Source organism: Flavobacterium sp. HTF (genome assembly GCF_003105115.1).
Lineage (GTDB): Bacteria > Bacteroidota > Bacteroidia > Flavobacteriales > Flavobacteriaceae > Flavobacterium.
Window position 1 is genome coordinate 1 of record NZ_QETH01000016.1, and the last position, 26,011, is coordinate 26,011.

17 protein-coding genes and 1 pseudogene are annotated in these 26,011 nt (G+C 36.4%); 14 read left to right on the forward strand and 4 right to left on the reverse strand.

Annotated elements, in window-relative coordinates:
• Positions 1–540: 540 nt before the first annotated feature.
• From DCO46_RS07070 to DCO46_RS07125, 12 genes are all read left to right on the forward strand, one after another.
• Positions 541–1,506: a glycoside hydrolase family 130 protein gene (locus DCO46_RS07070; RefSeq protein WP_116751862.1), complete on the forward strand. Its 966-nt coding sequence runs from the start codon at positions 541–543 to the stop codon at positions 1,504–1,506.
• 7 nt (positions 1,507–1,513) lie between these two features.
• Entirely contained in the window at positions 1,514–2,581 is a 1,068-nt protein-coding gene (locus DCO46_RS07075; protein ID WP_116751863.1) for a carbohydrate-binding family 9-like protein, read from the forward strand.
• An 11-nt stretch (positions 2,582–2,592) separates the two neighbouring features.
• Positions 2,593–3,675: a putative glycoside hydrolase gene (locus DCO46_RS07080; protein WP_116751864.1), complete on the forward strand. Its 1,083-nt coding sequence runs from the start codon at positions 2,593–2,595 to the stop codon at positions 3,673–3,675.
• Between the two features lie 35 nt (positions 3,676–3,710).
• Positions 3,711–4,733: an isoaspartyl peptidase/L-asparaginase family protein gene (locus DCO46_RS07085; protein ID WP_116751865.1), complete on the forward strand. Its 1,023-nt coding sequence runs from the start codon at positions 3,711–3,713 to the stop codon at positions 4,731–4,733.
• Positions 4,734–4,993: 260 nt separating this feature from the next.
• Positions 4,994–7,306, forward strand: a complete 2,313-nt coding sequence (locus DCO46_RS07090; RefSeq protein WP_116751866.1) for a beta-N-acetylhexosaminidase — start codon at positions 4,994–4,996, stop codon at positions 7,304–7,306.
• 272 nt (positions 7,307–7,578) lie between these two features.
• Complete coding sequence (locus DCO46_RS07095; RefSeq protein ID WP_116751867.1) at positions 7,579–9,432, forward strand: beta-galactosidase; 1,854 nt, start codon at positions 7,579–7,581, stop codon at positions 9,430–9,432.
• Positions 9,433–9,487: 55 nt separating this feature from the next.
• Complete coding sequence (locus DCO46_RS07100) at positions 9,488–10,972, forward strand: alpha-L-fucosidase (RefSeq protein ID WP_116751868.1); 1,485 nt, start codon at positions 9,488–9,490, stop codon at positions 10,970–10,972.
• 8 nt (positions 10,973–10,980) lie between these two features.
• A complete protein-coding gene (locus DCO46_RS07105; RefSeq protein WP_116751914.1) occupies positions 10,981–13,224 on the forward strand; it encodes a GH92 family glycosyl hydrolase in 2,244 nt (747 codons plus the stop codon).
• A gap of 13 nt (positions 13,225–13,237) precedes the next feature.
• Positions 13,238–15,898, forward strand: a complete 2,661-nt coding sequence (locus DCO46_RS07110; RefSeq protein ID WP_116751869.1) for a glycoside hydrolase family 3 N-terminal domain-containing protein — start codon at positions 13,238–13,240, stop codon at positions 15,896–15,898.
• A 250-nt stretch (positions 15,899–16,148) separates the two neighbouring features.
• Positions 16,149–19,235 carry a SusC/RagA family TonB-linked outer membrane protein gene (locus DCO46_RS07115; RefSeq protein ID WP_116751870.1) on the forward strand — a complete coding sequence of 1,029 codons (3,087 nt, stop codon included), beginning with the start codon at positions 16,149–16,151 and terminating at the stop codon, positions 19,233–19,235.
• Positions 19,236–19,254: 19 nt separating this feature from the next.
• Positions 19,255–20,835 carry a SusD/RagB family nutrient-binding outer membrane lipoprotein gene (locus tag DCO46_RS07120; protein WP_116751871.1) on the forward strand — a complete coding sequence of 527 codons (1,581 nt, stop codon included), beginning with the start codon at positions 19,255–19,257 and terminating at the stop codon, positions 20,833–20,835.
• A gap of 96 nt (positions 20,836–20,931) precedes the next feature.
• Positions 20,932–21,978 (forward strand): sialidase family protein, encoded by a 1,047-nt coding sequence (locus tag DCO46_RS07125; protein ID WP_243416273.1) that lies wholly within the window; start codon positions 20,932–20,934, stop codon positions 21,976–21,978.
• 42 nt (positions 21,979–22,020) lie between these two features.
• Here the strand turns inward: DCO46_RS07125 and DCO46_RS07130 are convergent, their stop codons facing one another.
• The gene (locus tag DCO46_RS07130; RefSeq protein ID WP_116751873.1) at positions 22,021–22,860 is read right to left on the reverse strand and encodes an alpha/beta fold hydrolase; all 840 of its coding nucleotides are present in this window, start codon (positions 22,858–22,860) and stop codon (positions 22,021–22,023) included.
• A 324-nt stretch (positions 22,861–23,184) separates the two neighbouring features.
• On the opposite strand from DCO46_RS07130, the gene DCO46_RS07135 reads away from it, so the two are divergent.
• A complete protein-coding gene (locus tag DCO46_RS07135) occupies positions 23,185–23,607 on the forward strand; it encodes a cupin domain-containing protein (RefSeq protein WP_116751874.1) in 423 nt (140 codons plus the stop codon).
• A gap of 79 nt (positions 23,608–23,686) precedes the next feature.
• Here DCO46_RS07135 and DCO46_RS23205 read toward each other — a convergent pair.
• From DCO46_RS23205 to DCO46_RS07150, 3 genes and pseudogenes are all read right to left on the reverse strand, one after another.
• Positions 23,687–24,139 (reverse strand): annotated as a pseudogene (locus tag DCO46_RS23205) (IS1595 family transposase); the annotation flags it as partial.
• A gap of 116 nt (positions 24,140–24,255) precedes the next feature.
• On the reverse strand, positions 24,256–24,633 hold the full coding sequence (locus DCO46_RS07145; RefSeq protein WP_116751876.1) for a hypothetical protein: 378 nt from the start codon (positions 24,631–24,633) through the stop codon (positions 24,256–24,258).
• 277 nt (positions 24,634–24,910) lie between these two features.
• On the reverse strand, positions 24,911–25,543 hold the full coding sequence (locus DCO46_RS07150; protein WP_116751877.1) for an NAD(P)H-dependent oxidoreductase: 633 nt from the start codon (positions 25,541–25,543) through the stop codon (positions 24,911–24,913).
• A gap of 111 nt (positions 25,544–25,654) precedes the next feature.
• Here DCO46_RS07150 and DCO46_RS07155 point away from each other — a divergent pair, with 111 nt between their 5' ends.
• Positions 25,655–26,011 carry a winged helix-turn-helix transcriptional regulator gene (locus DCO46_RS07155; RefSeq protein ID WP_207784954.1) on the forward strand — a complete coding sequence of 119 codons (357 nt, stop codon included), beginning with the start codon at positions 25,655–25,657 and terminating at the stop codon, positions 26,009–26,011.

Here is a 26,011-nt window from a genome sequence, read left to right on the forward strand (position 1 = left end):
CCCAGTTTGTCATTCTGAGGAACGAAGAATCTTCATAAGAAGCTCGACAAAGATTGGAGAATTAGCAGGAGGAGTCACTAACGAAGATTCTTCCTCCGTCAGAATGACAAGATTGAGAGAATAAAAAAAATAATACGCCCAGTTTGTCATTCTGAGGAACGAAGAATCTTCATAAGAAGCTCGACAAAAATTGGCGAATTAGCAGGAGGAGTCACTAACGAAGATTCTTCCTCCGTCAGAATGACAATATTGAAAGAATAAAAAAATAACACACCCAGTTTGTCATTCTGAGGAACGAAGAATCTTCATAAGAAGCTCGACAAAGAATGGCAAGATTGAGAGAATAAAACAGAAAACACATAGAGACATAGATTTTTATAGTTAGAAAAGTAAAAAAACAAAAGAAACAGTTCCACACATAGCTAAATCTTTTGAGCTAACTAAAACCTTTTTTTTTAGTTTTAAAAACTATGTCTCTATGTGTTTAAAGTAAAAAGCTTAAACAAAAAACAAAAAAACAAACTATAAAAAGACAGCAAAATGAGTACTATTCCCTGGCAAGACAGATCCGAAAACAGTAATGATGTAATGTGGAGATATTCTGAAAATCCTATTATTGACCGATATGCAATTCCTTCATCTAATAGTATTTTTAATAGTGCAGTGGTGCCTTTTGGCGACGGATTTGCGGGTGTTTTCAGATGTGATAACAAAGCGGTACAAATGAATATTTTTGCCGGTTTTAGTAAAAACGGAATCGATTGGGATATCAACCACGAACCAATCGTAATGCAGTCCGGAAATACCGAAATGATCGAATCTGCTTATAAATATGACCCAAGAGTTGTTTTTATAGAAGATCGTTACTGGATTACATGGTGTAATGGTTACAACGGACCAACAATTGGTATCGGATATACTTTTGACTTTAAAGAATTTTTCCAATGTGAAAATGCTTTTCTTCCTTTCAACAGAAACGGCGTTTTGTTTCCACAAAAAATAAATGGTAAATACGCCATGTTAAGCCGCCCTAGTGACAACGGACATACCCCTTTTGGAGACATCTGGATCAGCTACAGCCCGGACATGAAATATTGGGGAGAACACAGATTAGTGATGAAACCAAGTCCGTTTGAGCAAAGTGCCTGGCAATGTACAAAAGTTGGTGCAGGACCAATTCCGATTTTAACGAAAGAAGGCTGGCTGATGATCTACCACGGCGTTATCAATACCTGCAACGGTTTCCGTTATGCAATGGGAGCAGCACTTCTGGAAGAAAACGCACCTGAAAATATAAAATACAGAACACAACCTTATTTGTTAGGGCCAGCAGAAATTTACGAAATGGTAGGAGACGTACCAAACGTAGTATTCCCTTGTGCAGCTTTACACGATATTGAAGAAGACAAATTAGCCGTTTATTATGGAGCAGCAGATACTGTTGTTGCAATGGCATTTGGTAAATTAAGTGAGGTAATACAATTTACAAAAGATAACAGTTTATAAAAAAAGCATGCGTTTAAAATTTAAATGGTTATCAGTCGCTTTAGGATTTATTTCGGTAATTGGGTTTTCTCAATCGAAAAAAACAATTACGCCTAAAACTTACGTGGCCTCAAAAACTCAGGATGCAATTGTTATTGACGGAGATGATGCTGATGCTTCCTGGAACAAAGTAGATTGGACAGATCTTTTTGAAGATATTGAAAATAACGAAAAACCAAAATATGGAACAAAAGTAAAAATGCTCTGGGATGATACCAATTTTTATATATTAGCAAAGCTTGATGAGCCACATGTTTGGGCAAATTTAAAACAACGTGATACCATTATCTTTTACAACAACGATTTTGAAGTTTTCATTGACCCCGATAGCGACACTTTTAATTATTACGAATTAGAAATTAATGCATTAAATACAGCCTGGGATCTGTTTTTGTCAAAACCTTACAGAGAAAATGATAATGTTGTTCTGAATGACTGGAATATTCCGGGGCTCAAATCGGCTGTAAAAATTAAAGGAACGCTCAATAACCCAAACGACATTGACGAAAGTTGGGTATTAGAAATGGCAATTCCCTGGGCATCTTATAAAACCTCTTATTTTGACAAAAATGTGCCTGTTGATAAATTCTGGCGGGTAAATTTTTCGAGAGTAAACTGGCAGCACAGCATAACCGATAAAGGTTACGAACGCAAAAAAGATGCAGCCGGAAAATTTTTACCGGAATACAATTGGGTCTGGTCACCAATGGGGGTAATCAACATGCATGAACCCGAAAAATGGGGTTATGTTTATTTTTCTTCGAAAGAAGGAAAAGACAATTTTACAATTCCGCAGGAAGAGAAAGTAAAATGGGAATTGTACTCGCTTTACCGGGCGCAAAAGGAATATTTTCAAAAAAATAATAAATGGGCTGTATCTTTAGCAAGCCTGACTAAAGAAACAATAAGTGTTGATACCAAAGTTTTAAAACCAAAACTGGAAAATCACACAGCCGGTTTTAATATATCGGTCAAAAGCCCTTTTTCTGATAAGATATTTATTATCAGGCAGGATGGTAAAATTATAACCAACTAAAAAAAACAACCATGAAACTACCAAAACTAGTATTATTTTTTTTATTAGCATTAAGTGTTATTTCCTGTGCTAAAAAAGAAGAAACCACTTCTTTCAAATTTGGGGTCTGGATTACTGCAGATGCTAAAAGAGAAGATGCCGATTATGCAAAAGAATTCAAAAAATATAAAGATGGCGGTATTGATGAAGTTTTAATCAACACACAAACAGACCCTAAACTTTTAGGAAGATTAGTACCCATCGCAAAAAAAGAAGGACTAAAAGTTCATGCCTGGATCATGGCTATGAACCGACCAAATGATTCGGTTGCTTTGCAGCATCCGGACTGGTATCAGGTTAGCAAAGAAGGAAAATCCTGTTTTGATAACCGTCCTTATGTAGATTACTACCAATGGCTTTGCCCTACAAAAAAAGAATCAAGAGAACATGTTTTGGCTTTAGTAGAAGGTTTGGCAAAAGTAGAAGGAATAGAAAGTGTACACTTAGATTACATTCGTTTCCCGGATATCTTTTTGCCCATCAGTTTATTGCCAAAATACAATTTGGTTCAGGATACAGAATTACCTCAGTTTGATTTCTGTTATTGTGATGCCTGCGTAAGCAAATTTGAAAAAGAGCATCATAAAAATCCAAAAACAAGCCACAATACTTCAATTGATATGGAGTGGAAAAACTTCAGGCTGAATGCTGTAAAAGCAGTTGTTGATGATGCTTATAAAATTGCCCACAAATACAATAAACAATTAACAGCAGCCGTATTTCCTTATCCTGAAATGGCAGATCACATGGTACGCCAGCGTTGGGACAAATGGAATATTGATGAGGTTTACCCAATGATTTACCATAGTTTTTATGATGAAGAAATTGACTGGGTGGGTTATGCGACAAAGCAAGGCGTAGCTGATTTAGAAGGAAAAGAAACAAAAATTAATACAGGAATTTACATTCCGGGATTAAAATCAGACAAAGAACTTAAAGAAGCTATTTTATTAGCAAAATATAATGGTGCAAAAGGGGTTTCCTTTTTTGACGGAAATGCATTGTCTGATAGTAATTTAAAGACTATCAAAGAGACAAAAGCCAGTTTAAAATAATATCTTTCGGTTAGATAAATTTAAAAGTAAAACAGATGTCAAATAGAAGAGATTTTATTAAAAAAACAACTTTAGGCACACTAGCCATAAGTTCAGTTTTCGGCTATAGCGGATTTGCAAAAAATACGGAAGAGAAAACGGAAGTAGAAAATCCGGTTAAAAAGCAAAAGAAGCCTGTTGTTATTTCGACATGGAATCATGGTTTACCTGCAAATCAAGAAACCTGGAAACAATTAAAAGCCGGGAAATCAGCCTTAGATGCGCTTGAAGCCGGTATGAAAATTCCCGAGGCAGATCCGAATGTCCGAAGTGTTGGTTATGGTGGATATCCGGATCGCGAAGGGAAAGTAACTCTTGATGCCTGTATCATGGACCATAATAGTAATTGTGGTTCAGTATGTTTCCTGCAGGGCATTATGCATCCGATTTCGGTAGCAAAAAGAGTATTGCAAAATACACCTCACGTAATGCTGGCCGGGCAGGGAGCGCTTCAGTTTGCACTATCGGAAGGTTTTAAAGAAGAAAATTTACTGACTCCGGAATCTGAAAAAGACTGGAAAAAATGGCTTGAAGATTCTAAATACAAGCCTGTCATTAATATAGAAAATCACGATACCATAAGTATGCTAATGTTGGATCAAGACGGCAATCTTTCGGGAGGGTGTACCACCAGTGGTGCTGCCTGGAAAATGCACGGTCGCGTCGGTGACTCCCCAATCATCGGCGCGGGTCTTTTTCTGGATAATGAGGTTGGCGCTGCGGCAGCAACCGGTTTAGGAGAAGCCGTGATCAGAACAGCAGGAAGCGCAATGGTGGTCGAATTAATGCGTCAGGGGAAATCGCCTTATGATGCCTGTAAAGAAATCACAGAACGTATTTACAACAAACACAAAAACCATAAAGACATGGAGTACCTGCAGGTCGGATTTATCGCTCTGAATAAAAATGGTGAACATGCAGGTTACAGTCTGAGATCAGGATTTAATTATGCCGTTTCCGATGACGAAAAAGGACACAGAATGGAAGATGCCAAATTTAAAATGTCCTGGGATAAATAAATTTAAATAGTTCCGGAGGAACGAATTATTTTGTAGCAACGGATTTTAATCCGTTGAAAAGAATGAAGATTAAACACAATATTTGTCATTTCGACGAAGGAGAAATCTCCACAAGAAGCTCTACTCTACAAAAATTGGCGGGCAACTATCAGGAATTTCCGGTGCGATTTCTCCTTAGGTTGAAATGACAGACAAAGCTAAAAACTATATCTCTAAGAGTTTCCTGGTAAGTAGCTCTTAAAGAAACCAAAAAAGAAAGAATGAAAAAAATAGTACTCCTATTAACCCTAATCACTTCAATTTTCTCGGCTAACGCACAGAAAGCTTACACGGAAAATGATATTCGTATCATTCCAAAACCGTCTCAGACTCTTATTAAAACAGGTGTTTTTCAATTTACAAAAGATACAAAGTTTGTAGTAAACGGAGATTTCCAAAAGGATGCTGCAAATGCTTTGGCTTCAAAATTTGAAGTAGCTGCAGGATGGAAACCAGAAACGACAACAAAAGCACCTGTAAGCAATTTTGTTCAGTTTAAAGTTGATCCGAACTTAAAAAATGAAGCTTACGTTTTAGATGTAAATCCGACAAGCATTGTTATTTCTGCTAAAGGTAATGTTGGTTTTATGTATGGTTTAGAAAGCGTGAGACAATTACTTCCGGAAGCGATTGAAAGTAAATTTGCGATTTCTACTGCAAAATGGGAAATTCCAAGTTTGACCATTACAGACGAACCTCGTTTTAAATGGAGAGGTTTAATGCTGGATTTATCACGTCATTTCTTTGATAAAAATTACATTCTTGCTACAATCGATCGTTTGGCAATGCATAAAATGAACGTTTTGCATTTGCATTTGGTTGACGACCAGGGTTGGAGAATCGAAATAAAAAAATATCCAAAACTGACAGAAGTTGGCGCCTGGAGAGTAGATCAGGAAAACTTATCCTGGAATGCAAGACTTCCGGTAACCGCAGATCAAAAAGGAACTTATGGAGGTTTCTTTACACAAGATGAATTAAGAGAAATTGTAAAATATGCAGCTTCAAAAAACATTGAAGTAATCCCAGAAATCGAAATGCCGGCGCACGTAAGCAGTGCCATTGCATCGTATCCGGAACTGGCATGTTTTGATCAGAAAATAGGTGTTCCGTCAGGCGGAGTTTGGCCTTTGACAGATATTTATTGTGCAGGAAAAGAAACCACTTTTGAGTTTTTGCAAAATGTAATTGATGAAGTGATTACTATTTTTCCATCAAAATATATTCATATTGGTGGCGATGAAGCGACTAAAACGAATTGGGCAAAATGTCCGCACTGCCAGAAAAGAATTAAAGATGAGCATTTAAAAGATGTGAACGAATTACAGAGCTATTTTGTAAAACGTATGGAAAAATACATCAACTCAAAAGGTAAAAGAGTTATCGGTTGGGATGAAATTTTAGAAGGTGGTTTGGCACCAGATGCAACGGTTATGAGCTGGAGAGGAATGAAAGGCGGTATCGAAGCAGCAGATCAAGGTCATGATGTAATTATGAGTCCGGAATCTCCTTGTTATTTCAATTTTTACCAAGGACCACAAAACGAAGAACCTTTAGCTTTTGATGCTTATAATCCGTTAAGTGAAGTATATAAATTTGATCCGGTAGTTTCAACAATGACGCCACAGGAAACAGCACACGTATTAGGTGGACAGGCAAATTTATGGGCAGAACATATCGCAGGACCTAAGGATTCTGAGTATATGATTTTTCCAAGATTGGCAGCATTATCAGAAACTTTATGGAGTCCAAAAGAAAAAAGGAACTGGAATGATTTCACAACGAGATTATTCTCTTTATTACAGCGTTACGATTATTTGGGAATCAATTATGCGAAAAGTGCGTATTTGGTAACCGCTTTTTCAACAGCTGATTTGGCTAATAAACAAATCAAAGTCGAATTGAAAAATGAATTCCCTAATCCAGACATTCGTTACGTTTTAGGAGATAAAAGTATCGATCATCATGCTGTAAAATATGTTGCTCCAATTGATATTAAGGAAACTACAGTTTTAAAAGCTTCTTTATTTCAAGACAACAAACCAGTTGGAAAAACATATACAGATACGCTTGTTTTTCATAAAGGTTTTGCTAAAAACGTAAAATATTTAACGCCTTACAATTCGAATTATAAAGGAGACGCTAATACAATGGTCAACACTATTCGCGGAAGCAAAAATTTTCACGACGGACAATGGCAGGCTTGGTTAGTAAACGATATGGAATTGGTAATTGACCTTGAAAAAGTTGAAAATATAGAGCAGGTAAGTGTTGGTGCTCTGGAAAGTCAGGGTGCAGGAGTTAATTTCCCAATTGAAGTTAAAGTTTTTATTTCTGACGATGGATTTAAATACAGACAAGTTGGAAAAATAATACGGCCGTATGCTGTAAATGCAGTTCCGGAATTGAAAGATTTTAAAATTAATTTCCAAAAACAAAATGCACGTTTTGTAAAAGTAATTGCAGGCAACTTAAAGAAAAGTCCAAAAGGAGAAAGTTCCTGGTTGTTTGTCGACGAGATTGTGGTGAATTAAATATTTTAAACACATATAAACTAGATATTTTTTTTGAAACTTGGTAAACAGAGTTTAGAAAGAAATTGGTTTCTAACATATAGCTTAACGTGAAATGCTTGCGACAGCTTTGTCAAAGTTTCAAACTTTGACAAAGCTTTAAAGTCAAGTTTATCACTTCGATAAAATAGAATTATTAAAGAATAACTCTCTGTAGTATTTGATTATCTAAATCGTTTACTGCCTTAAGATTGCAATTTTTTAAGTTTATAAATGTATAATCTGAAAAAAAAATGAAAAAGATATTATTTAAGCTGGGGATATTATTGATTTGCCTGATGCCGTTTTTTACCAGGGCGCAAACGAAAGGATTTTCTATATCTAATGGAGAATTTCAAAAAGATGGAAAAATTGTAAAAATACATTCAGGAGAAATGCACTATGCGCGTATTCCTAAAGAATATTGGAGACATAGGTTGCAAATGCTTAAAGCTATGGGAATGAATACCGTGGCAACCTACGTATTTTGGAATTATCATGAAATAGAGCCAGGTGTATGGGATTTTAAAACAGGAAACAGAGATTTGGCTGAGTTTTTACGTATTGCTAAAAGTGAAGGATTGTATGTGATTCTTAGACCAGGTCCGTATGCATGTGGTGAATGGGAATTTGGAGGCTACCCTTGGTGGCTGCAAAATGATAAAGATTTGGTAATTCGTACGAATAACAAAGCATTTTTAGAAGCTTGCAAAACGTATCTGGAACAATTGTATGCAGTGGTAAAAGGAAATTTTGCTAATCAGGGAGGACCAATTATTATGGTTCAGGCAGAAAATGAATTTGGTTCTTATGTTTCTCAAAGAACCGATATTAGTGCTGAAGATCATAAAGCATACAAAACTGCAATTTACAATATGCTTAAAGAAACAGGGTTTCAAGAGCCTTTTTTTACTTCTGACGGTACTTGGTTGTTTGAAGGTGGTATGGTAGAAGGCGTGTTACCAACTGCAAATGGGGAATCAAATATAGAAAACTTAAAGAAACAGGTTGATAAATACCATAAAGGGCAGGGGCCTTACATGGTCGCAGAGTTTTATTCTGGCTGGTTGGATCATTGGGCAGAACCATTTATTAAAATTGGATCTGAGGAGATTGCAAGTCAAACTAAAAAGTACCTTGATGCAGGCGTTTCTTTTAATTATTATATGGTACACGGTGGTACTAATTTTGGATTTACCTCTGGAGCAAATTATAATGAAGAAAGTGATATTCAGCCTGATATTACCAGCTATGATTATGATGCACCTATTAGCGAAGCAGGTTGGGCAACACCAAAATTTATAGCCATACGTGAAGTAATGCAAAAGTATTCTAAAACAAAATTAGCACCGATTCCAGAGAAAATACCAGTTACAAAATATCCTAATCAGGTTATCAAATCGAGTATGGATGTTTTAAGTTGGATCAAAAAAGAAAAAGCGGTTGTAAATGATCAGCCTTTAACATTTGAAAAATTAGGTCAGGGAAATGGATATGTTTTATATCGTAAACGATTTACGCAGCCAATTTCTTCTGGCAAATTAAAAATTGAGGGATTGAGAGACTTTGCTACAGTTTACGTAAATGGAGTTAAGGTAGGTGAATTGAATAGAGTTTTCAAAAATTACGAGCTGACAATTTCTATTCCTTTTAACGGTATTTTAGAAATTCTGGTTGAAAATATGGGACGTATTAATTACGGAGCCGAAATAGTACATAATACTAAAGGTATTATTTCTCCAGTATTCATTAATGAATATGAAATTAGTGGTGGATGGGAAATGTATAAAATGCCGATGAATGAAGTTCCGGTTATTAAAAACGAAACGCTAAAAGCTGGACGACCAGTTTTATATGAATCTACAGTAAACATAGATAAACCAGCCGACACTTTTCTTGATATGACAAATTGGGGAAAGGGAATTGTATTTGTTAACGGGCACAATCTTGGACGCTACTGGAAAGTTGGACCGCAACAAACGCTATATGTGCCAGGCTGTTGGTTGAAAGCGGGCGAGAATAAGTTTGTTGTATTGGAGCAACTTAATGAAAATAGCAAAACAGAATTAACTTTTACAGATCAACCAATACTTGATAAATTAAATTGAGATTACCTATTAAACCAGAAAAACAAAGAATAATAAATTATAAATTAGAGTAAAGATGAAAAAAGGAATATTCATGATCGCCTTTTTATTTTCAGTGCAAATGTTCTCTCAGGCCATTTACGAAGATGAAAGATACGTACCAGAAACAGATCCGTTAGTGTTGAAGAACTTAGATGAATGGCAAGGCAAAAAGTTTGGTCTGCTTATGCACTGGGGAACTTACAGCCAATGGGGAATTGTAGAATCTTGGTCTATCTGCCCTGAAGATTACGGATGGTGTGAACGTAAAAAAGGAAGCAATCCATCTAATTATAATGATTATATTAAAGATTATGAAGGACTAAGAAAAACTTTTAATCCCGTAAAATTTGATCCTGCAAAATGGGCAAAAGCGGCTAAATATGCCGGAATGAAATACATGGTTTTTACTACCAAACACCATGACGGATTTAATATGTATGATACTAAATACTCTGATTATAAGATAACCAGTAAGGATGTTCCTTTTCATACAAACCCGAAAGCAGATGTTTTAAAAGAAATATTCAACTCTTTTAGAGGTGAAGGCATTTCTACTGGAGCATATTTTTCTAAACCCGACTGGCACAACGAAAATTACTGGGATCCTTACTTTCCTCCATTTGACAGAAACGTAAACTATGATCCGGCACTTTATCCGGAGAAATGGCAAAAATATGTTGATTTTACACACAACCAGATTTTAGAAATCCTTAGTAACTACGGTAAAGTTGATATTTTATGGTTAGACGGAGGATGGGTTCGTAAAAGAGACCAGCAAAACATCAAAGAAAACTACGATGAAAAGTTCGTTGAAAATGAAGCTAAAAATGGTTTCATCAAACACAGAGTTGTAGATCAGGATCCAAAAATGGACGAATTGGTCGCAAAAGCACGTCAAAAACAACCAGGGTTAATCGTAGTAGACAGAGCGGTTCACGGAATTAACCAAAACTATTTAACTCCGGAAGGTCGTGTTCCTGCTAAAACATTGCCTTATCCATGGGAATCCTGTATTCCGGCCGGTGGAGGATGGTCTTATTCTCCGGGTGCTACTTACATGACCGGAAGACAAGGAATTCATATGTTAATTGACATTGTTGCTAAAGGTGGAAATTTATTATTGAATGTGGCTCCAAGCCCGGAAGGAGAATGGGATAAAGGGGCTTATGACTTATTGGAAGCTTACGGAGACTGGATGAAAGTAAACAGCACAGCAATTTACAATACAAAACCAATTGAACCTTTCAAGGAAGACAACATTTGTTTTACGCAAAATAAAGCCGGAAATGTTTTTGCTTTCTATTTGGCAAAAGACGGAGAAGATAAAATTCCTGCAGAAGTTACAGTGAAATCAATCAATCCTAAAAAAGGAACAAAAATCACCATGTTAGGTTCCAAAACTTCATTAAAATGGACAAAAGAAGCACAAGGATTTAAAGTTGTAATTCCGGAAAGTTTACGAAATAACCTGCCTTCAAAAGAAGCATGGACTTTAAAAATTGAAGCTATTAACCGATAGGAATTATGATGGTTTTAAGTAAAAGGATAACAATTCAGACAGCATGTATTTTTTTCATGCTGTTTTCTTGTATCAGTGTTTTTGCACAACAACCGGCAGATTTTGTAAATCCGTTTATTGGAACTTCAAATTACGGAGCTGCTTTTCCGGGGCCGATAGCGCCACGCGGAATGGCAAGTATCAGTCCGTTTAACGTAGCCGGACCACAAAACCGTCCGTTAGAAAAAGACAGTCAGTGGCTGTCAAATCCTTATGTAAATGAAAATACGTTCCTGACCGGATTTAGTCAGGTAAATTTAAGTGGAGTAGGTTGCCCCGAATTAGGAGTCTTATTGCTAATGCCGACAACAGGAGCTGTACAAATCAATCATCTAAGCTACGGCTCCACCTACTCAAACGAAGTTGCAAAAGCAGCTTACTATAGTGTAGACATTGATAAATACAAAATCAAAGCAGAGTTTACCGCTTCAAAAAGAGTTGGAGTAAGCAAATTTACTTTCCCGAAAGGGGAATCTAATGTTTTGTTAAATCTTGGTTTAGGTTTGACAAACGAAGAAGGTGCAATGGTAAAAGTGGTATCTCCGACAGAAATTGAAGGAATGCGTTCTGTAGGTTCGTTTTGTTATAACAGTCCCGAAGATGCTTACCCGGTTTATTTTGTAGCCAAATTTTCTAAACCCGCAGCAAAATTTGGCGTTTGGAAAAAACCATCAAAATATGAAGGGGCAGAAGCACAATGGATGACCTATAACGGAAAAGCCCGAATGATGGAAAATACCATCAAAACCGTTGTAGGCGACAGCATCGGAACTTATTTCTCCTATAAATTTGATAAAGAAGAAACCGTTGAAGTGAAAATCGGAGTTTCGTACGTGAGCATTGCAAACGCACGCGAAAACTTAGAAAAAGAAACCGGAAACAAATCGTTTGATGCCGTTTATAAAGAAACATATAACGAATGGAACGAAGAACTTTCTAAAATTCTGGTTGAAGGCGGTTCAAAAGACGACAAGACTATTTTTTATACGGCATTGTATCACACTTTGATTCACCCTAATACTTTAAATGATTATAATGGAGAATATCCGGAAATCAAAAGAAGTAAAATAGGTAAAACCGAAGGAACCCGTTATACCGTATTTTCTTTATGGGATACCTATAGAAATCTGCATCAGCTAATGTCTTTGGCTTACCCGCAACAGCAATCTGATATGGTAAAAAGCATGCTGGAAATGTATGATGAAAATGGCTGGTTACCAAAATGGGAACTGAATTCGACAGAAACTTTTACCATGGTGGGAGATCCGGCAAGTATTGTCATTGCAGATACGTATTTAAAAGGAATTCGTGATTTTGATGTTCAGAAAGCATACAAAGCCATGCTGAAAGGAGCAGACCAGGTTGAGAATAATCCGCTGCGCCCGGGACTTAAGGAATATATTGAAAAAGGATACCTGAGCACCAACAACCGTGGCCCGGTTTCTACGACTCAGGAATACAATGCTTCAGATTATTCGATTTCTCTTTTAGCCAAAGCGTTAGGAAAAAAAGAAGATGCAGAACGTTTTAAAAACCGTTCGCTGTCATACAAAAAGTTATACGATAAAGATTTAAGGTTACTTCGCCCAAGAACAGCCGACGGAAAATGGTATGAACCATTTGATCCGGTTTCGGGAGCAAACTTTGAAGAAAATGTTGGTTTTATTGAAGGTAATGCCTGGCAATATGCTTTTATGGTTCCTCACGACATTAACGGACTTAAAAAGTTAATGGGCGGTGATAAAGCTTTTTCGGCACAATTGCAGAAAGTATTTGATATCAAACAATTTGATATGGCAAACGAACCTGATATCGCTTATCCTTATTTGTTCAATTATATAAAAGGAGAAGAATGGAAAAGTCAGGAACTGGTAAAAAAACTGGTTAAGGAATATTTTCAAAATAAACCAAAAGGCTTACCCGGAAATGACGATACCGGAACAATGTCTGCCTGGTTAGTATATTCTATGATGGGAATTTACCCGATTTCTCCGGGAGATCCGGTTTATACCATTACGACACCAATGTTTGATAAGGTAACGATCAAATTAGACCCAAAATATTATAAAAAAGAAAGTATTGTTATTGAAAAAGAAATCAATACGGATGGAAAAATAAATGCAATACAATTAGACGGAAAAGCGCTGAACAGTTATTTCATTTCACACGAAGATCTGGTGAACGGGAAAACACTGAAAGTGATTCAAAAATAAAACACACACGACTATGTTACAATTAAGAATGAAAAAAACAGCCATTATTTTTGTAATGGCTGTAGGTTTTTTTAACCAGGCCGAAGCACAGAAAAAATATCCGTACCAGGATGTAAAAACACCGGTTGAAGACAGAGTAAAAGACTTATTAAGCCGAATGAGCCTGGAGGAAAAAGTACGCCAGATGGATATGTACAAAGGGGAATACTTTAAAGAAAAAGAAGATTTCTCTAAGACAAAATCAGCGTTGAAAATCGGAAATTTAGGAATTGGAGCTATTCATGATATTTATCCGCGTTCGGCAAAAATGATCAATGATCTTCAGACGAATGTTATAAAAGGAAACAAATGGGGAATTCCTGCACTTATTATGTGTGAGATGCTTCACGGTTATCTGGATGACGGAAGTACCGCTTTCCCCATGAACATTGGTCTTGGAGCAACCTGGGATACAGAAGTTATTGGCAAGGTCGGAAAAGTAATCGCCAAAGAAGCCAGAGCACACGGAGTTCATTTTGGTTTGGGACCAAATTTAGATTTGGGACGTGAACCACGCTGGGGACGTGTTGCAGAAACTTTTGGAGAAGATGCTTATCTAAACAGCGAAATTGGTCTGGCGTTTATCAAAGGAATGCAGGGAGACGATTTAACATCTGACCGATCTATAATTGCAGAACCAAAACACTTTGCAGTTCATGGTATTCCACAGGCGGGAGGAAATTCTTCTCCGATTTTGGTAGGAGAACGTTCGGCTCGTGAAGATCATTTACCTTCATTTCAAAAAGCCTTCATAAAAGGCGGTGCTTTGGGAACAATGTGTGCGTATTCGGAGTTAGACGGAATTCCGTGTGCGGCCAATCACTGGTTGTTGACAGATGTTTTGAGAAAAGAATGGGGATTCAAAGGAATTGTGGTTTCAGATTTGGGAGCTATCAAATACCTTCAGACAACGCATAATGTTACGGATTCTCCAAAAGAAAGTATCAGGGAAGCCATTACGGCAGGGGTTGATATGCAGTTTTATGATTTTACAAATGAGTTCTGGCAAAAAACAGTTATCGAACTTGTGAATGAAAATAAATTATCAATGGCAGATATTGACCGTGCTGCGGGAGGTGTTTTGCGCCTGAAATTTTTATTGGGATTATTTGAAAATCCTTATACGGCAAGCAACTTAATCAAAGATCGTTTTCATACCAAAGAAAATCAGGATATCGCTCTGGAAGCCGGACTTAAATCGATGGTTTTGTTAAAGAATGAAAAAAATACATTGCCTTTAAGCAAAGACATCAAAACTGTTGCCGTGATCGGACCAAATGCAAATGCATCAAGATTAGGAGGATACTCAGTTCACAATAAAGTAGGAACAACTGTTCTGGAAGGTGTAAAACAAGTTGTCGGAAAAAACACAAATGTACTTTATGAAGAAGGAGTTCCGTTGATTGTAATGGGACAGGTGATTCCGTCAAAATATTTATTTACTCCGGATGAAGCGCAAAACGGTCTGAAAGCAGAATATTTCAATAACAGAAATGTAGAAGGAACTCCCGCATTAACCCGTATAGACAATCAATTGGAATTTGACTGGCCATGGTCTCCTGGTGTTGGGGTTAATGATGATGATTTTTCTATTCGCTGGACAGGTTTTATAAAGTCAGACAAAGCTTTTGACGGCTGGTTAGGTTTAAGTTCTGATGACGGAATCAGAATGTGGATTGACGATCAGTTGGTAATTGACAACTGGTCAAAGGGTGCAACAAGTATCGTAACTACTCCAAAAAATATCGAAGCCGGTAAAAAATACAAAGTACGCATCGAGATGTGGGAAGGAGGCTGGGGAGCCAGAGCTCACTTGCGTTGGAATTTAGAAAGAGTGAATTTACAACCTGCCGTAGAAGCTGCTAAAAAAGCAGATGTGGCGATTGTCGTTTTAGGAGAATCTAACGAATTGGTAGAAGAAAACAGAGACGTTGCGACTTTAGATTTGCACGGAATGCAGCAGGAACTGATTGAAGCGATCCAAAAAACAGGAACTCCTGTAGTTTGTGTATTATTAAACGGGCGTCCGCTTTCTATAAACTGGATCAACGACAATATTCCTGCAATTGTGGAAGGCTGGTTCCCTGGTGAAGCAGGAGGAAAAGCTGTAGCCGATGTTTTATTCGGAAATTATAACCCGGGCGGAAAACTGCCAATTACATTTCCTAAATCAGTTGGGCAGCTACCTATATATTATAACCAAAAACCATCTGCGATACACAGATATGTGAGCGAAAGCGAAAATCCGCTTTATACTTTTGGCTACGGGTTAAGTTATACCACTTTTGAATATTCAAATTTTAAATTAAGCAATAAGTATATTAACCGTAACGGCGAAATCAAAGTTACCGTTGATGTAAAAAATACCGGAAATTTTGATGGGGACGAAGTAGTGCAATTATATATTAACGATGTATACAGCAGTGTAACGACTCCGGAGAAAACATTAAAAGGTTTCAAAAGGGTATTCCTTAAAAAAGGAGAAACAAAAGAAGTAGAATTTGTTTTGACCGCAGAGGAATTAAGCCTTTGGAACAGAGAAATGAAAAATGTGGTAGAAGCCGGTGATTTTCAGGTTATGGTTGGAGGCAATTCAACCAATTTACAAAAACAAAGTTTTAAGGTGATTAATTAGTTGTTCGTCTAAAAACGGAATATTTAAGTTTTTAAGTGTTTTTTACAGAATACAATTAAAAAAACTGTAAATCACTTAGGTTAATAACATGTTGAAGTTAAAAAAAGTAAGGATTTTAACTCGAAAAAAATGACGTTTTTTATAAATGTACAACGTACACCTTTTGAAAATTGTCATTTGTCGAAATAATGATTTAGTTAACAACTCCTCTCAGTAAATTTAACATGTTATTAACTCAAAAAACAACTATATGATTAAAGATGTACTAAAATTACTGTTTGTAGTTTGCCTGTTCGGATTTCAAAATCTACAAGCACAAACAACAGTGAAAGGAACGATCACAGATGCCACCAGCGGAATTCCGATCCCGGGAGCGAATGTTGTCGTAAAAGGGACAAAGACTAGTGTATCAACAGATTTTGATGGTAAGTACAGTATTAATGTTCCGGGTCAGGCTTCAGTTTTGGTATTCTCTTATGTAGGATCCACAACAAAAGAATTTACAGTAGGAACACAAACTACTCTTAATGTGTCTTTAGGTGCAGACACACACCAGTTAGGTGAGGTAGTAGTAACGGCTCTTGGTATCAAGAGAGAGAAAAAAGCCGTAACCTATTCTGCTCAGAATATTGCCGTAGATGAGCTTTCTGAAGCAAGATCCTTAAACGTTGCCAACTCACTTTCAGGTAAGGTTGCAGGTCTTAACTATTCTACCACTTCAAATGGTGTTGGTTCATCTTCAAGAATTACATTAAGAGGAAACAGATCCCTAAATGGTAACAACCAGCCATTATATGTAGTGGATGGTGTGCCAATTAGTAATGGAACTGGTGCAGGTAACTCTGATATTGATACAGGAGGAACTACACAACCGGATGGTATCTCAAACATTAACCCTGATGATATTGCTTCGATGACAGTTCTTAAAGGACCATCTGCAGCAGCACTTTACGGAAACAGAGCAAGTAATGGTGTAATCATCATTACGACTAAATCCGGAAAAGCAGGAAAAACTTCAGTTACCTTGTCATCTAACTTTATGGCTTCTACAGCTTATGATTTGACAAATTTCCAAAATTCATACGGTCAGGGAGACGGAGGAGTTTATAATCCTATTTCTGTTTCAAGCTGGGGAGGAAAATTAGACGGACGTCAGGTTTCTGCATGGCAGTTAGCTACTAATCCTAATTATGCAGGTCCTGCAACTACAGATTACAGCCCTCAGCCAAATAACGTTATTGACTTTTACAAAACAGGATATAACTTAGCAAATACATTAGCGATTACTACAGGAAACGAAAAAGCGCAAGGATATTTCTCTTATACAAACACTCGTGCAGAAGGTATTGTTCAGGGAAATGCTATGGACAGACACAATCTTAACTTAAGATTGACAAGCAAGCTTTCTGATAAATTATCATTAGATGTAAAAACAAACTACATTATTCAGAAAATTGATAACCTGTTAAGAACAGGAGAAGAGTCAATTGGTACTTCAGCTTATTTATTACCTCGTAGTATTAAATTTAATGAATACAGAGATTTTGAATATACTGATGCTTCAGGTCAATTGCAACAAAACTATTTTATAGACGAAGCTGGTTCTCCAGGAGGAAACCCATACTGGTCTGCTTTGCGTAATGATTCACGCGATGATAAAAGAAACAGATTTATCGGACTTGCGTCTCTTAAATATGATATTTCAAATACTTTAAGCTTACAGGTTAGAACTGGTTTAGACCAGATGAATAACGAAACTGTTCGAAACAGATACGCAACTAAGGCATTCAATAATAACTTAGGTCAGTACAGTGAGTTTTACGAAACAGTAAGAGAATTCAATACAGACGCATTACTTTCTTATAAAGAAACATTTGGCGATTTTACAGTTGGTCTTAATGCCGGTGCGAACATGTTGAAACAATCTAGTTCTTCTTTAACATCAGGAGGAGTTTTGAGTAAAAGAAATTATTTCTCTTTAATCAATGTGGCTACGATTACTTCTACATCTGCAATGTCAGAAAAACAAGTTAATTCAGTTTATGGATTTTCTCAAATTGGTTTCAGAAATTACTTATTCCTTGACTTAACAGCAAGAAATGACTGGTCTTCTGCTTTACCATCACAAAACAGATCTTTCTTTTATCCATCTGTAGGACTTTCAGCAGTAATCTCTGATATCGTTACTTTACCGGAAGTGATCAGTTTTGCAAAAGTTAGAGGTTCTTATGCTAAAGTAGGTAATGATACAGATCCTTATCAGACAAGTTCTCAATTATCATACATTGGTGGTAATGGTGGTATGTTATATTCTCAGACTACAGCTGCAAATCCTAACCTTAAACCGGAGATGTCCAGTTCTACAGAGTTTGGTGCAGATGTTAGATTCTTGAAAAACCGTTTAGGATTAGATTTTACTTATTTCCAAACCAAAACATCAGATCAGATTTTCTACATCAACACTCCGGAATCTTCTTCTAAATCAAGAGCGGTATTAAACGGTGGAGATATCGAAAATAAAGGTATAGAGCTTACGCTTACTGCAACTCCTATCCAGACAGAAAATTTCTCATGGGATATTTTAGCTAACTACGCTTCTTATAAATCAAAAATTACTTCTATCTACGATAACAGAGAAGAATTGGTTATTGGTGAAGGAAGGTTAGTAAGAAGTAAAGTTATCAAAGGTGGAGAGTACGGTGATTTATACATCAAAGGTTTTACAAGAACTCTTGACGGTCAAATAGTTGTAAACGCTGCAGGTATCCCATTGGCTACAGACGATTTTAGTGTTCGTGCAGGTAACTTTAACCCGGACTGGACAGCAGGTTTAAAAAATAATTTCAGATACAAAGATTTCTCTTTAAGTTTCCTTGTTGACTTTAGAATTGGTGGAGAGGTTATTTCTTATTCACAAGCAAGAGAAGCAGGTTTAGGAGTTAGTGATGTTACATTAGCAGGAAGAGAAGGTGGAATCATTGTTCCTGGTGTTGTAGATGGAACATTTGAACCAAACACTACAAGCATTACAGCAGAGCAATACTGGACAGCCATTGGACAAAGAACTCCGGTAGCAGAGCCTTTTATTTATGACGCTACAAACATCAGATTAAGAGAACTTGTTTTTGGTTATTCATTACCAAAACGTATGTTGCAAAGTACAGGATTTGCCAGTATTGACTTTTCAGTAGTGGGTAGAAACTTGTTTTTCTTCTTAAACGAAGCAAAATACTTTGATCCGGAAGCAGGTGCAGGTACAGGAAACTTACAAGGTATCGAGTCTTTCAATATTCCTTCTACAAGAGAATATGGTGTGAATGTGAAGTTTGGATTTTAATTAAAAAAAAGAAGATATTATGAAAAATAATTTTAAAATTAAAACATTGGGAGTTGCCATGTCAATGCTCGCTGTTTTTTCAAGCTGTACACAAGATTTTGACGAAATAAACACGAATAAAAATACACTAACAGAAGATCAGTTAGATCAGACTCTTGCAGGTCCTGCGTTTGCTTCAGCATTATACGCAGGTATCCACAACGGTTCTTATTCATCACCGGTTGATGATCAGGGAACATGGGGTATTGCAACAGGTATTTTGCCTTCAACTTTTACACATTATCTTAGCTGTGGATACGGTACAGAAAGAAATGCATTCGTAAATGGTTATGAAGGACGTGGATGGTTGAGATTTTATACAGTTGCTGTACCGGCATTAAACAATGCTATCAAAGCATCTGAAGGAAATGCTGATGCCTTGGCGGTATTAAAAATCTGGAAAGTTTTCATGTACAATCAAATGGTAGATTGTTATGGTCCGATTCCTTACACAGAAGCCGGAAATAACAAAGAAAAAGTACCGTATGATAGTGTTGAATCTATCTACGCAGATTTCTTTAAATTGTTAGATGAAGCAAATGCTACACTAAATGCTACTTCTGCAACTACAGTTGGAACACTTCAGCCAAATGACAGAGTTTATTCAGGAAATGTACAAAGCTGGAAAAGATTTGGAAACAGTATGAGATTACGTTTGGCATTAAGAATTTCTGATATCGATCCTGCAAAAGGAAAAACTCAGGCAGAGGCTGCAGTAGCTGCAGGTGTTATCGAAACTAATGAGCAAAGCGCAACTTTTAAAGTTAGTAACATCACACCAAACAATCTTAATATGATTGTAAATGCATGGGGTTACTACATGACAGCTTCTATGGAAAGTTTGCTTGTAGGTTATAATGACCCAAGATTAGCTAAATGGTTCTCTCCAATTGATACAGGTGTTTATCAGGGACGTCCGGTAGGAGGTTTACAAGGCCAGTTCGGAACTACAAAATTCTCTATGTTTAACAATGACGTATTAGGAAGTGGTCCTGCAGGAAACCTTAGTGAATCTAAAAACATTGAAATCTTCATGGCTTCTGAAAACTATTTAAGCAGAGCTGAAGGTGCTTTGAACGGATGGAATATGAACGGAACTGCAAAAGGATTATATGAGCAGGGTATTACATTGTCATTAAAACAATGGGGTGCTACAGATACTCAGGTTGCAGCTTATATCGCCGGAACTTCTACACCAACTGTTCCAAATGTTGCAGCAGCTTATCCAACTTTAGGTTTAAGTGATGTGCCTGTAACTCTTCCTGTTGCATGGGATGCTTCTGAAGCTAACCAACGTACTCAGATTGCAGTTCAGAAATATTTGGCTATTTTCCCTGAATCATGGGAAGCATGGGCTGATTTAAGAAGAAGTGATGCAAAAGTAATTTATGCTCCGGTTAATACAGATAATCTTGATCCGGGAGTTGGTAAAAGCTTAATGAAACGTGTGATTTATGTTACCAACGAATACTCTTCAAACAACGATGCTGTTGAAGATGCCATCACAAAATTAAAAGGTCCTGATTCCGGAGGAACAAGACTTTGGTGGGATACAAAATAATAATTTGGTAAGTAAAGATTTAAGGGATCCATTACTTATAAACGCAAAAGGAGAGGTAACTCTCCTTTTGTTATTTTACTAAATATGAAAGCAATAATGATAAAATTTAATCATGACGTAATTGTATTTTCTGTGCTGTTTTTTTCATTTACTTCTACAGCACAAAAAAAAATAAAAGCAGTAAATATTACCCAAAGCTATATTGCGCAAGAGCCCGTTACAACAAACAGCCATGCAGCAACACTTGCAGAAATAAAACCAGGCCAAATTATGGCAGCATGGTTTGGAGGAAAATATGAAGGAGCAAAAGATGTCGGAATTTATGTTTCAACCTACAAAGATAAATCCTGGTCTGCCCCTCAGAACCTTATAAAACCTGCAATAATTAAAGGCGATACTTTGCCATGCTGGAACCCGGTTTTGTTTAAAAGTAAAAGCCAGTCACTGTATCTGTTTTATAAAATAGGAAAAAATCCCAGAGAGTGGTTTGGTGCCATGATAGTTTCAAAAGATAACGGAGAAACCTGGAGTACTCCAAAATACCTGCCTGATGGAATTTTAGGCCCCATCAGAAATAAACCTGTTGAGGTAGTTCCCGGTGTTATTTTATGCGGAAGCAGTACAGAAAGTGTTGAAAACAACAACTGGCGAGCGCACGTAGAAACCTATACAGAAACAACTGATCAATGGCAAAAAAATGCTGTTGAAGACAAAAAACAATTCGATGTTATCCAGCCCACATTTTTGCTCCATAATAACGAAATTCAAATGTTATTACGAAGCAAACATAACAAACTAGTGTCGAGCTGGTCAAAAGATAACGGAAAAACGTGGCAGCGTACCGATACCATAAACGTAGTTAACTCAAACTCCGGAATCGATGCCCTCACGTTATCCAAAAAATCATTTTTATTAGTTAACAACCCTTTGCCCCAAGGAAAAGACTGGTTTTACGGTCGCAATGTTTTGGATGTGGAATACTCTAATAACGGAGTGGAATGGAAAAAACTTTTTGACCTCGAAAACCAACCGGAAGGAGAATTCAGTTATCCGGCCATTATTCAGGCCACTGACGGAAAAATTCATGTACTCTATACCTACAATAGAAAATACATAAAACATGTCGCTTTTGACCTGAATTAAAAGAAAAAGAGGAAATCAATTTTCCTCTTTTTTTATTCTTTTCTAATGCGCATATTTCACAAAATTGATAATGTATTTCGAAGTCATTTCAGGATACTGATGCTGAGGCCCATGACCTGTTTCAGAATAAACGATCATTTGGGTATTCGCCATCTGATTGACAATAGCATACCAGTTTTCGACAGCAAAACTTACATCATGGTCTCCTGAGATAATCAGGATTGGAATTTTGGTCTTTTTAATCTGTTCCCTAAAGTTTAGTATATCTTCTCTAAAAGCATCTCCTCCCGCAAAATAAAGCTGAAAAGCCTCCATGGTAGAAGGTATTTTTTTGATGTCAATTTTCTTGTGGATTCTGTCATGCGAAGCCTTTGCTGCTGCAAGGCTTATTGGTGATTTGGGTTCAAAGAATAAAACAACTTCATCCTCAAAATCATTTAGTGGTTTTAATGCCGCATCCAGAAAAACCTGCTCAAACGGAACTTCATTTTTACCCGGAGGGTTTGTTCCGATTAATATAGAATGGCTTACCAGATTCGGATATAATAATGTTACAGCCTGCGCTACCAGCCCACCATAAGACCAGCCCAAAACTATAATCGTGTTGAGTTTTAAAGTATCGGCTAAATCTTTTACATCCTTAGCCACAAGAGCAATATCAGGAGCCATATTTCCTGTAGAAGAACCAATTCCTGAAAAATCAAACGTGATGACATTAAATTTTTTAGCCATCATTTTTATAAACAACGGATCCCACGTATCCAGAGTTCCTCTAAAACGATTTACAAAAATGACTGGTTTTCCTTTGCCATAAGATCGATACGCAATTTTTCGATCTCCGGTATCTGCAAAATTGGTCTCTGTGTCGTAAAATTTTTTCATAATTATAATTTAAAGATTAGGCATTTTTAGGTTTGCAAAACAGTTTTAAATTATGGGGATGTGATCATTTCGAGAGACTCAAAAATCAACTTGTTAAATGTACTAAATTTATTTTTTAATCTAATATTAACTAATTGTTATACAATATCTTGTGTTTGTTAGGTTTTCAATAAACAGGTTTGGGTATAAATTACTGACAGGATAAAATGGCCGTTTCGGAGCCTATTTTGGCTGTCTTACTTTTTTATAATTTTTTACAGAAGAGTATCAGGATATCTTTGGCTTATCAAATTAAAAACAACAATAATAATTAAATTCGGTATCATGAAAAACATAAACAAACCAGGTAAAACACTTTTATGGAGTGCAGTTACAATTTTTAGTTTTGCAGCATTTTTTATTTCAGCGTCAGCAACAGCGCAACAATCAGAAATAAAACGAACATTACTCCAACAGCATGACTTAAATATTCCCGGAAAAGAAGCTATTCAGGCCACTATAGATTTTGGAGCCCATACTGCTTTTGGAAAACATTCGCATCCCGGCGAAGAAATTATCTATGTTTTAAAAGGCACACTCGAATATGAAGTAGAAGGAAGTAAGCCGGTAACACTAAAAGCCGGAGAAGTCTTGTTTATTCCCGCAGGAACAGTGCATTCGGCTAAAAATAAGACCAACGAAAATGCTGTTGAACTGGCCACTTATGTAGTCGAAAAAGGAAAACAGCTCGTGGTAATGAAAAAATAATAAAAGGTTAGGTTTTTGATTATGAAGGTTCTGTTTCCGATTTTTTTTTGGAGACGGAACTTTTTTATGCCGTCATTTTCTTTTTGTCCTTTACGATTTTATCAATCTTCTCAAGAAATTCGGCATCAAACTCAGAATAAGCCCTTAGCCAGTATTTTTCATCCCTGTTGCGCATCACCAGACGTATTTTCTGAACCATTAGCCAAATCGGTTCATAGCGTTTGTGCCCTAATAAATATTGTATTTTGAGGATGGAGATTTTTCTTTGGGACAAAGTCAGCAATTCGATACAAATCATCCAGTATCGAACAGGAAGATTTGAATTTTCCATAACAGTTCCCGAGCGGAGACTTATGCGATTGCCACAATTTTTGCATTGAAACTTCAGGTCAGTTTGTCTAAAAGAATGTAAATTATGACTACACTTTTTACAGATCAATCCGTTTTCCAGACGCTTATTTTTAAACTCATCAATGCACGTAGCCTCATTTGGGTATTTTTCAAAAAATGCTCTTAACTCCATTCGTACCATTCACAATTAGGTGCTAAATATAAAGCAATTCAGAGCAATTTAAAACTTGTACAAAATAAAAAAGGAATATTCGTTTTTGAATATTCCTTTGAAGAATCTATTTCCGGAAAAAAGAATTAAAGCTTTTCGGCAATCTCTTTTTTATATTTATTTAAGATCGATTTTGTCATTCCTAAATTTGCTTTTGTAGCATCTACGGCAAGATAAATAAAATAATCTCCATTCTCAGAAACATCAATAATATGAATTTGAGAAGTTAGCGTAATCATAATATTATCAATCGCCTGGCCTTTTAGATCCAGTGCCTTAATAGCGTTCATTTTAGCTTTAACTACTTCAAGATTAAAAGCAGAAGCTAATTCCGGATCAAACTCGGCAACAGCAGATTGTGAGTAATATGACATTCCCGTTTGAATTTCCGCTACAGAAACAGCGATAAAACCAGGAACATTTTTCTTAAGATCTTCTCCAAATTGTTTTAAAAAATCAGACATAATTGTGAGTTTAAATTTGTTTTACAGGATTGTATTCTTGTGGATTTTTTACAAAAGTAGCTATAGAATATTATTTAATTATCCGCTATTAGTACCTTTTTGTAATTTATTTACAAAAGTTCAGCATTTTGATTTTCGGATAAATGTGGAGAAGTTTTTATTGAAATATATTATAAGTATTATTTTATATATCAAAAGTATAATTACAAAAAAATGCCTCTGAAAAAGCTTATCAGCAATTCCAAAGGCATTTAATAGTTAAGGTTAGAACTATTCCTTATTTGATTTCAGTTACGAATTCATTTTGAGGAGTTCTTACTTTTTTCATGTTTACCAGCCAGTCGTTAGCCTCATCTCTGTAACCAAGTGTCAGGATGATAGCACTTTTAAGGCCAAGTTCATTCAGACCTAATAATTTATCAACTTCAGCAGGAATAAAACCTTCCATTGGAGTTGCATCTACTTTTTGCTCAGCAGCAGCGGCAATTGCAATACCAAAAGAGATATAAGCCTGTTTTGCCGCATGAATCGCATGCCATTCCTGACCAAGAGGCTCATACATTCCCCAAAGCATTTTTTTATAATCATCCATTGCATTTTCAGGTAAACCTCTTTCTGCAACTGTTCTGTCAAAAACAGCTGAAATTTTTTCTAACGAATAACCGTCCCACGCAGCAAAAACCAATACATGTGAAGCATCTGTAATCTGACTCTGATCAAAACCAACTGCTCTTATTTTTTCTTTTAAATCCTGGTTTGAAACTACAAAAATCTGGTATGGTTGTAATCCTGATGAAGACGGAGCCAATTTTGCCGCTTCAAGGATATAATCGATTTTTTCTTGCGGAACCACTTTTCCGTTCATTTTTTTAGTAGCATAACGCCACTTTAATTCGTCTATTAGAGCCATATTTTTTTAGATTAAATTTTAAATATTTGTCAAAAGTAAATACTTTAAGTTTATTTTTGTCATCTGATTACCAAAAGTAACTGTGACATCGGGGTAACTAACTAACATATTATGATAAAAGAGCCGGAACACGATCAGCATAAATGCAACAAAAATATAATGGCAGTGCACGATGCCATGGATATTTTGAACGGAAGATGGAAGATTTCCATTATTGCCTCCCTTTGTTTTAACACTTTGAGATTTACAGATCTTTTAAAAGAAGTAGAAGGAATTTCGGGTAAAATGTTAAGCAGGGAATTAAAAAATCTGGAAGAAAACCAATTGGTAACCCGAACAGTTCTGAATACGCAGCCGATAACGGTAGAATATAAACTGACGGAGTATGGCCATACTTTAAAAGAAGTTATCGATTCTCTGGCAAACTGGGGCCATAAGCACAGAAAAAGAATAACCGGAAAAGAATAA